Source organism: Rhodococcus sp. P14 (assembly GCF_000256505.1).
Lineage (GTDB): Bacteria > Actinomycetota > Actinomycetes > Mycobacteriales > Mycobacteriaceae > Rhodococcus > Rhodococcus ruber.
Map to the genome: position 1 here is coordinate 1 of NZ_AJFC01000040.1, position 9384 is coordinate 9384.

Here is a 9384-nt window from a genome sequence, read left to right on the forward strand (position 1 = left end):
CGGCGGCACCGCGAGTCGACGCTGGGCGAGCAGCACCGCGAGCGCCGCGACGAGGGCGAGCAGGAGCACCGAACCGGGGGCGGCGTCGGAGGTGCTCACGGGCGTCAATGTACCTGCGGACGTACCCGGCGTCCGGTTCCGGCGACGGCGGGTCCGCTCTCCCGGCGCCGGGTCGTCAACCCCGTGACACCACCGAGCGCAGGAAGAACTTCAGGTTCGAGGGCCGCTCCGCGAGCCGCCGCATCAGGTAGCCGTACCACTGCGCCCCGTAGGGGACGTACACCCGCATGCGGTGCCCGGCATCGGCGAGCCGACGCTGTTCGAGGTCGCGGATCCCGTACAGCATCTGATGCTCGAATCCGTCCGGGCCGCGGGCGTACTCGGCGGCGAGCGGTCCCGCGGCCGCCACGATCGCCGGGTCGTGCGAGGCCACCATCGGATAACCCTGCCCGGCCATGAGTACCCGCAGGCAGCGCAGGTACGAGGCGTCCACCTCGGCGGCGTCCTGGTACGCCACCGACGCCGGTTCGCGGTAGGCGCCCTTGCACAGCCGCACCCGCGAGCCCGGGCCGGACAGCTCCCGGCAGTCCGACTCGGTGCGGTGCAGGTAGGCCTGCAGCACGGCACCCACCCACGGGTAGTCCGCACGCAGCCGCCGCACGATCGACAGGGTGGCGTCGGTGGTGGTGTGGTCCTCGGCGTCGACGGTGACCCACACCCCCGCCTCGGCGGCGGCCGCACAGATCTGCCGGGCGTGCCCGAGCGCGACGGCGGGACCTTCGGCGCCGAGCGCCAGACCCAACGCGGTGAGCTTGACCGACACCTCCACCGCCGGCACCGGGCCGCCGGCCCCGGACGACGAAGCCAGGTCGGCGATCAGCGCCTCGTACTCCGCGACGATCGCCCGGGCCTGCGCACGGTCGGTGGTGTCCTCGCCGAGATGGTCGATGCTCACCGAACGCCCCGTGTCGAGCAGGGCCTTCGTCGCTGCCAAGGCGTCGGCGCGGGTGTCGCCGGCGACGAACCGGTCCACGAGCCGCCGGGTGGGCGGCGCCGCGGTGACCAGCGCCCGGACGCGCGACGACTTGGCTGCCGCGAGGATCACCGGTCGCAGCGGGTTCGACGCCAGCCGCGGCAACGCCCGCGACGGCGCGGGCGGCGCCGGCACCGGTTTCGCCGAGACCACGGACCTCACCCGCCCTTCATGTGCGGATACCGGTAGTCGGTGGGCGGCACGAACGTCTCCTTGATCGTCCGCGCCGACACCCAGCGCAGCAGGTTCAGCGGCGAGCCCGCCTTGTCGTCCGTGCCGGACGCCCGTCCCCCGCCGAAGGGCTGCTGCCCCACCACCGCGCCGGTGGGCTTGTCGTTGACGTAGAAGTTGCCGGCCGCGAACCGCAGCGCGGCGGTGGCCTCCTCGACCGCCGCACGGTCCTCGGCGATCACCGAACCGGTGAGCGCGTAGGGGGCGCCCCGGTCGACGAGGTCGAGCACGCGTCCCCATGCGTCCGGCTCCGCGTCGTCGTAGACGTACACGCTCAGCACCGGGCCGAAGTACTCCGTGCACATCGCCTCGTCACCCGGATCGTCGGTGAGCAGGACGGTGGGCCGCACGAACCAGCCGACCCACTGGTCGTACCCACCGCCCACGGCGATCTCGATCGACTCGCGGTCGCGGGCCCGCTCGAGCGCGCCGACGACCTTCTCGTAGGCGGTCCGGTCGATCAGGGCGCCCCCGAAGTTCGACAGATCGGTCACGTCGCCGTAGGTCAGGCTCTCGACCTCGTCGAGGAACTCGGTGCGCATGCGCCGCCACAGGGAGCGGGGCACGAACGCCCGCGAGGCCGCCGAGCACTTCTGACCCTGGTATTCGAAGGCTCCCCGGATCAGGGCCGTGGACAGCACGCCCGGATCGGCCGACGGATGCGCGAGGACGAAGTCCTTGCCGCCGGTCTCCCCCACCAGCCGCGGATACGTGCGGTAGCCGTCGATGTGGGCCCCGACCTCCCGCCACAGGTGCTGGAACGTCCGGGTCGAGCCGGTGAAGTGGATACCGGCCAGCCGCGGGTCGCGCAGGAGCACCTCCGACGCGACCCGGCCGTCCCCGGTGATCAGGTTGATCACGCCGGGCGGCATCCCCGCCGCCTCGAGCAGGCGCATCGTCCAGTACGCCGCCAGGGACTGCGTCGGTGCGGGCTTCCACACCACGGTGTTGCCCAGCAGCGCCGGAGCGGTGGGCAGGTTCCCGGCGATCGCGGTGAAGTTGAACGGGGTGATCGCGTACACGAATCCCTCGAGCGGCCGGTAGTCCATCCGGTTCCACACGCCGGGCGACGAGTACGGCTGGTCGGCGAGCAGGGCGCGGGCGAAGTGCACGTTGAAGCGCCAGAAGTCGACGAGTTCGCACGGCGCGTCGATCTCCGCCTGCTGCACCGACTTGGACTGCCCGAGCATGGTCGCGGCCGCGACGGTCTCCCGCCACGGCCCGGCGAGCAGGTCGGCGGCCCGCAGCAGCACGGCCGCGCGGGCGTCGAACGACATCTCCCGCCACGCGGGAGCCGCGGCCGTCGCCGCCTCGACGGCCGCCGTCGCGTCCGCGGGGGTGGCGTTGCGCAGCGTGCCGAGCACCGCACGATGGTTGTGGGGCTGCACGATGTCGAAGCGATCGCCCTCACCGTGCACGTGCTCGCCGCCGAGGACGTGCGAGACGTCCACCGGTTCGGCCGCGAGCTCCTTCAGCTTGGCGGTGAGACGCTCCCGCTCCGGGCTGCCGGGAGCGTAGGTGTGGACCGGCTCGTTGGCCGGCGCAGGAACTGCAGTGACGGCGTCCATGGGGCCTCCCTGGGCCCAGGGTAGCGCCGAACACCGCCCTGCATACGGCAATCCTGCTCGGGCAACGGCGCTTCCGCTGCTCGGCGGTGGTGGATCCACCGCCGAGCACGGCTCACGCCAGTCGTTGCGCGGCGGCGGCGATCCGCTCGTCCGAGGCGGTCAGCGCGATCCGCACGTGCTGGACGCCCCCGGGACCGTAGAACTCACCGGGTGCCACGAGGATCCCGCGTTCGGCGAACCAGTCGACCGTCGCGCGGCACTCCTCGCCCCGGCCGGCCCACAGGTACAGGCCGGCCTCGGAATGGTCGACGGTGAACCCGGCGCCCCGGACGGCCGCGAGCAGGATCTCGCGGCGCGCGCGGTACAGCTCGCGTTGCGCGTTCTCGTGTCCGTCGTCGTTCAGGGCGGCGGTCATCGCCGACTGGATCGGCAGCGGCACCATCATCCCGGCGTGCTTGCGCACCTCGAGCAGGTCGGCGACGAGTCCGGCGTCGCCGGTGACGAAGCCGGCCCGGTAGCTGGCCAGGTTGGACGTCTTCGACAGCGAGTGCACGGCGAGCAGGTTGGTGTGGTCGCCGTCGCACACGCTCGGGTGCAGGACGGACAGCGCCTCACCCTCCCAGGTCAGGCCCAGGTAGCACTCGTCGGAGACGACGATCGCGTCGCGGCTGCGGGCCCAGTCCACCACCTTGCGCAGGTGTTCGAGGCCGAGCACCTTGCCCGTGGGGTTCGACGGCGAGTTCACGAACACCAGCGCCGCGCCCTCGGGTCCCAGCCGGTTGAGCCCGTCGGCACGGATGATCCGGGTGCCCGCGAGCAGGGCGCCCACCTCGTACGTCGGGTACGCCAGTTCGGGGATCACCACGAGGTCACCGCCGCCGAGGCCGAGGAGGCTCGGCAGCCAGGCGATCATCTCCTTGGTGCCGACGGCGGGCAGGATCGCGGACTCGTCGATGCCGGTGACGCCGTAGCGGCGGGCCAGCGCCCCGACGGCGGCGGCCCGCAGCTCGTCGGTGCCGTGCGTGGTCGGGTAGCCGGGCACGTCGGCGACGGCGAGCAGCGCGTCACGGATGATCGGTGCGACCGGATCGACGGGCGTGCCCACCGAGAGGTTGACGATGCCGTCCGGGTGCGCGGCCGCCTTCTCCTTCGCGGCGGTCAGCGAGTCCCACGGAAAGTCCGGCAGGCTCGCGGCCACCGAACGACGAGTGCGCGTCACGGTACCGCCGATCACTATTCCTCGCCCATGGGGGGCAGCGCCTTGACGAACGGCGGGTCGTAGTCGACCTTGCCGAGCTTGGCGGCGCCGCCCGGGGACCCGAGGTCGTCGAAGAAGTCGACGTTGGCCTTGACGTACGCGTTCCACTCGTCCGGCACGTCGTCCTCGTAGAAGATCGCCTCGACGGGGCACACCGGCTCGCAGGCACCGCAGTCCACGCACTCGTCCGGATGGATGTACAGCATGCGACCGCCCTCGTAGATGCAGTCCACCGGGCATTCTTCGATGCACGCCTTGTCCAACACGTCCACGCACGGTTCCGCAATCGTGTACGTCACTGGTGTTCTCCCTGCCTCTCTGGTAGCCCGCCGACCTGCACGGTCACGCCGAATCGGGGCGCGCTCCGCGTCCGTCGCCGTCCAGTATCCCCCGCCGCGGGCACCGCCCTCGGAGTTAGGGTGCCCTGACTAGCCCGGTTCCGGGTGGGCGGCCAGCCACTGCTGCCCGTCCGCCGCGGCCCGGGACAGGGCCGCCCGTTCACCGACGTATCCGGCCAGCGCCCCGACCAGCGGCAGCACCCCGAGCGCGCGCCACGCACCGGCCGGCTGCGGACGCCGTGCGAGTTCCGCGTTCACCGCCCGGACCAGGTCGATCGTCGACCGCACCGGACGCCGCACCCACGACAGCGCCGTCCCGGCGTCGCCGCCCCCGGGGAGGTCGCGGCGGCACAGCACGGCCGCGAGCATCCGCACCTGCCGGTCGCGGTCGTCGATTCCCCGTTCCCGGGCGACGGCGAGCAGCACGACCGCCTGGTTGAGAAAGCCGAGGGCGTCCTGCAACGGCAGCATCCGGCCCAGCACGCCCAGCATCCCCGGGAACGCGACGGGCAGCGTCGAGACCGACCCGAGCCCGCCGATCCACCAGTTCACGCGCTCCCGTTCCGAGGCGTCCGCCCACGCCGCCGTGCCCGGCACGCGACCCGCGTCGAGCAGGGCCGCGGCCGCATCGAGCACCTGCCCGATCGCCGTCCGCTCCCGCACCGTGGGAACGAAGGTGCGGGCCTTGAGCCCGAACGGGTCGAGGTACGCCAGGCCGAACAGCGGCCCGACACCGGCTGCGGTCGCGTCCAGAGCCGCCGCGACGACCCCGTCGCCCAGCCTGGGGGTCACGGGCGCGCCCCGCTCAGGGCGCCCCCGTCGACCGGCGCGTAGGCGGTGGTCCGTCGGCGGGCCGGCCGACCGATCCCCTCGGCGATCGCCACGAGTTCGGCCACGGTCTTCTCCGAACCGTGCTGGGAACCGGCCATCCGGGAGATGGTCTCCTCCATCAGGGTGCCGCCGAGGTCGTTGGCTCCACCCTGCAGCATCGCCTGGGTACCGGCGACACCGAGCTTGACCCAGCTGGTCTGGATGTTGTCGATCCGGCCGTGCAGCATGATCCGGGCCAGCGCGTGCGCGGCGCGGTTGTCGCGCATCGTCGGTCCCGGCCGCGACGCGCCCGCCAGGTACAGCGGCGACGACTGGTGCACGAACGGCAGCAGCACGAACTCCGTGAACCCGCCGGTGCGGTCCTGGATCCCGCGCAGCACGTTCAGGTGCCCCACCCAGTGGTGCGGCTGGTCGACGTGGCCGTACATCATCGTCGAGCTGGACCGCAGCCCCACCTCGTGCGCGGTGGTGACCACCTCGACCCACTCCGCCGTCGGCAGCTTGCCCTTGGTCAGTACCCAGCGGACCTCGTCGTCGAGGATCTCCGCGGCGGTGCCGGGGATCGTGTCGAGGCCGGCCTCGCGCAACTCGGTCAGCCAGTCGCGCACCGACATGCCGCTGCGGGCGACGCCGTTGGCGATCTCCATCGGGGAGAACGCGTGCACGTGCATCGACGGCACCCGTTCCTTGACCGCGCGGACCAGGTCGGCGTAGCCGGTGACGGGCAGTTCCGGGTCGATCCCGCCCTGCATGCACACCTCGGTGGCGCCGGCGACGTGCGCCTCCCACGCGCGGTCCGCGACCTCGGACGTGGACAGGGTGAAGGCGTCGGCGTCACCCTTGCGCTGCGCGAACGCGCAGAACCGGCAGCCGGTGTAGCAGATGTTGGTGAAGTTGATGTTCCGGTTCACCACGTAGGTGACGTCGTCGCCGACCGTGTCGCGGCGCAGCTGATCGGCCAGCGCGACGACCGCCTCGAGACCCGGCCCGTCCGCGTGTGCGAGGGCGACGTACTGGGCGTCGGTGCATCCGGCCGGGTCCTTCTCGGCGGCGCGCAGCGCGGAGAGCACGTCCCCGTCCAACCGCACCGGGGCGTGCGCGCCGAGCGCAAGGACCTGCTCGCGCACGGTGTCCCAGTCGCCGAATGCGCTGCCGAGGTCGGAGCGGTACTCGGTGTTGCGACCGGTGACGTCGATCCCGGAGTTCAGATCCACGCGGCCGCTGGACTCCCAGTCGAGGTCGGGCTCCTGCCACGGGTGTCCCTGCGGGGTCACGTCCCGGGCCAGACCGGTCTCCGGGTCCGCCAGCGCTCGGACGTGAGCACCGATCCGCGGGTCGATCCACGGCTGCCCCGCCAGGACGTACTGCGGCTGGGCCGCGATCCGCTCGGTGAGGGTGAACCCGGCGTCGGCACTGAGCTGCGCGAGCAGATCCAGGTTCGGCCACGGCCGTTCCGGGTTGACGTGGTCCGGGGTCAGGGGTGAGACCCCGCCCCAGTCGTCGACGCCCGCGGCGAGCAGCGCACGGCACTCGTCGGCGGCGACGAGGTTCGGCGGCGCCTGGATGCGCACGGACGGTCCGAGCACGAGCCGGGCCACGGCGATCGCGGCCCGGAACTCGTCGAGCCCGGCGTCGTCGTGCTCGCGCATCGCGGTGTCGTCCTTGGCCCGGAAGTTCTGCACGATCACTTCCTGGATGTGCCCGAACGCCTTGTGGGACTTACGAATCGCCGCGATCGACTCGGCGCGCTCGGTGAGCGTCTCGCCGATACCGACGAGGATGCCGGTGGTGAACGGCACCGACAGCCGGCCCGCATCGGTGAGCACCTGCAGGCGCACCGCCGGATCCTTGTCGGGGCTGCCGTAGTGGCACTCGCCCTGCTCGGTGAACAACCGGGCCGACGTGGTCTCGAGCATCATGCCCATCGACGGGGCCACCGGCTTGAGCCGGGACATCTCGGCCCAGCTCATCACGCCGGGGTTCAGATGCGGCAGCAGCCCGGTCTCCTCGAGCACCCGGATCGCCATCGCGCGCACATAGTCGAGGGTCGAGTCGTAGCCCCGCTCGTCGAGCCACTGCCGCGCCTCGGGCCAGCGGTCCTCCGGCCGGTCACCGAGCGTGAAAAGTGCTTCCTTGCAACCCAATTCGGATCCACGCCGGGCGATGTCGAGGATCTCGTCGGGTTCGAGGTACATCCCGTGCCCGGCGGCGCGCAGCTTGCCCGGCACGGTCACGAACGTGCAGTAGTGGCAGCGGTCCCGGCACAGCCGGGTGATCGGCACGAACACCTTCCGGGAATACGTGACCGTGCCCGGCCGGCCCGCCGCGAGCAGACCGGCGTCGCGCACCCGGGCGGCCGAAGCGCACAGGTCCTCGAGGTCCGAACCACGCGCCGAGAGCAGGATCGCGGACTCGTCGACGTTGAGCGTCGCCCCGTCCCGCGCCCGGCGCAACGCCCGTCGCATGCCCGACGGCGACACTCGCGCCGGATCCGTCGCGGACGAGGCGGGCTCGCCCGCGCCGGCGCGGACCGTGGGCAGGGGCAACGTCGCGGGGGTGGCACCGTCGTGGGTCGAATCGGTCATTGGCCGATCATGCGCCACCCGCCGGACCCATGCCACCTCGGGGCCACGTCCCCGGCGCGCTCACTCGCGCGGATAGTCCTCGTCGCCCGGGACGACCCGGCTCTGTTCCAGAGCATCCGCAGGCTCCACCTCGAGCGGGACCGAGGTCACCTCGTCGTCGGCCGGTTCGTCCTCCGCCGGCATCTCCTGCTCGATCCGATCCGCCTCGGGCAGTTCCGTGAATTCGGTGGTCTCCGATGATTCGGTCACGGCGGTCCTCCTCCTCGTGTCGACTCCGAACCCGGGCGCAGCGTTGCCGGGTCTGCTCGCCGATCAGCTTAGCCTGGAACCGACAGGACACCACCGACGAGGAGAACCACGTGACCCGGGACGCTCCCCCGCCCACCGCCGTCGGCGATGCCGCCCCGCCGGCACCGGTGACCATGGCCGACCCGGCGTGGCGTCCCAGCCCGAAAGCGCGGCTGCTGTGGGCGGTGGGCGCGGCACTGCTGTGGGTACCGGTCGTCGCCGCCCAGGTGGTGTGGGCGATCGTCGACTCCGGCCGGTATCCGGGCTGGCACGTCGCCGCCGCCGTGGTCACCGCGGTTCTCGCCGTCGCGCACGTCGGCGTGATGCCGCTGTGGCGGTACCGGGTGCACCGCTGGGAGATCACCGACACCGCGGTGTACACGCGCTCGGGGTGGTTCACCCAGGAGCGCCGGATCGCGCCGATCTCCCGGATCCAGACCGTCGACACGGAGCGTGGGCCGCTCGACCGGTGGCTCGGTCTCGCCACCGTGACCGTCACCACCGCCTCGTCCGCCGGGGCCGTGGCGATCACCGCCCTCGACGTCGGGGTCGCCGACGCCACCGCCGCGCGGCTCACCGCGATCGCCGGCAGCAACCAGGCGGACGCCACGTGAGCGACGTCCCCGTCCCGCCGGCGCGGTCCGACGCCGCCGCCCTCGCCGCCGAGGCCGAGCAGCCGTGGTTGCGGCTCGATCCGCGGATGCTGCTGATCCATCCCGTCGAGGAGGTGCTGCGGTTGCTGCCCGTGCTCGTGGCGTCCGTGGTGCTCGGCAGCAGCAGCGGCAATCACGGCTGGGGCCTGGCGGTGGCGGTGCTGCTGGTGGGGATCGGCGTGCTGCGCTGGTTCACCACGACCTACCGGATCGGGCCGGTGCACGTGGAACTGCGCCGCGGCCTGCTGCAGCGCCAGCTGTTGTCGGTGCCGCGCAGCCGCATCCGGTCGGTGGACGTCGAGCAGCGTCTGCTGCACCGGCTGCTCGGGCTGGCGGTGGTCCGGCTCGGGACCGGGCAGCGCACCGGCGCCGGCCGGGACCGCAACCGGTTCGAGCTGAACGGCCTGGCGATCGGCGCCGTGCCGGCGCTGCGCGACGCCCTGCTCGGCACGCACCCGGGGACGCCGGCCGAGGAGCCCGGGGTGGTCGCACCCGCCGAGACCGAGGTCGCCCGGTTCCGGCCGGGCTGGGTGCGCTACGCCCCGTTCTCGACCACGGGGCTGGTCACCGTCGCGGCGGGGGGGGGGCTGGGCTTCCAG

General features: G+C 72.7%; 9 protein-coding genes. 2 read left to right on the plus strand and 7 right to left on the minus strand.

The window, feature by feature from the left end:
- Window positions 1–175 precede the first annotated feature (175 nt).
- The 7 genes from OEY_RS0102995 to OEY_RS0103025 all read right to left on the minus strand — a co-directional run bounded on the left by OEY_RS0102995 (window position 176) and on the right by OEY_RS0103025 (window position 8093).
- Window positions 176–1195, minus strand: coding sequence for a proline dehydrogenase family protein (locus tag OEY_RS0102995; protein ID WP_048771766.1), 1020 nt, complete (start codon window positions 1193–1195; stop codon window positions 176–178).
- The gene (gene pruA / locus OEY_RS0103000; protein ID WP_010592468.1) at window positions 1192–2832 is read right to left on the minus strand and encodes an L-glutamate gamma-semialdehyde dehydrogenase; all 1641 of its coding nucleotides are present in this window, start codon (window positions 2830–2832) and stop codon (window positions 1192–1194) included. The genes OEY_RS0102995 and pruA overlap by 4 nt, the downstream gene beginning before the upstream one ends.
- Window positions 2833–2944: 112 nt before the next feature.
- Window positions 2945–4066, minus strand: a complete 1122-nt coding sequence (gene dapC, locus OEY_RS0103005) for a succinyldiaminopimelate transaminase (RefSeq protein ID WP_017680209.1) — start codon at window positions 4064–4066, stop codon at window positions 2945–2947.
- Window positions 4066–4389, minus strand: a complete 324-nt coding sequence (gene fdxA / locus OEY_RS0103010; RefSeq protein ID WP_003936066.1) for a ferredoxin — start codon at window positions 4387–4389, stop codon at window positions 4066–4068. The genes dapC and fdxA overlap by 1 nt, the downstream gene beginning before the upstream one ends.
- A gap of 129 nt (window positions 4390–4518) precedes the next feature.
- Window positions 4519–5220: a hypothetical protein gene (locus OEY_RS0103015; protein ID WP_010592470.1), complete on the minus strand. Its 702-nt coding sequence runs from the start codon at window positions 5218–5220 to the stop codon at window positions 4519–4521.
- A complete protein-coding gene (locus OEY_RS0103020; RefSeq protein WP_010592471.1) occupies window positions 5217–7844 on the minus strand; it encodes a bifunctional FO biosynthesis protein CofGH in 2628 nt (875 codons plus the stop codon). Before OEY_RS0103020 ends, OEY_RS0103015 begins: the two co-directional genes overlap by 4 nt.
- Window positions 7845–7904: 60 nt before the next feature.
- Complete coding sequence (locus OEY_RS0103025; RefSeq protein WP_010592472.1) at window positions 7905–8093, minus strand: hypothetical protein; 189 nt, start codon at window positions 8091–8093, stop codon at window positions 7905–7907.
- Window positions 8094–8203: 110 nt separating this feature from the next.
- Between OEY_RS0103025 and OEY_RS0103030 the strand changes: the two genes are divergently transcribed.
- Window positions 8204–8746, plus strand: a complete 543-nt coding sequence (locus tag OEY_RS0103030) for a PH domain-containing protein (protein ID WP_010592473.1) — start codon at window positions 8204–8206, stop codon at window positions 8744–8746.
- Window positions 8743–9384, plus strand: a 642-nt coding sequence (locus OEY_RS0103035) for a PH domain-containing protein (protein ID WP_010592474.1), incomplete at its 3' end; no start/stop codon positions are given. The genes OEY_RS0103030 and OEY_RS0103035, both read left to right, overlap by 4 nt.

Excerpts from the sequence above, each read along its gene's own strand:
- pruA (WP_010592468.1), bottom strand. The coding sequence starts at position 2,832 with ATGGACGCCGTCACTGCAGTTCCTGCGCCGGCCAACGAGCCGGTCCAC.
- OEY_RS0103020 (WP_010592471.1), bottom strand. The coding sequence starts at position 7,844 with ATGACCGATTCGACCCACGACGGTGCCACCCCCGCGACGTTGCCCCTG.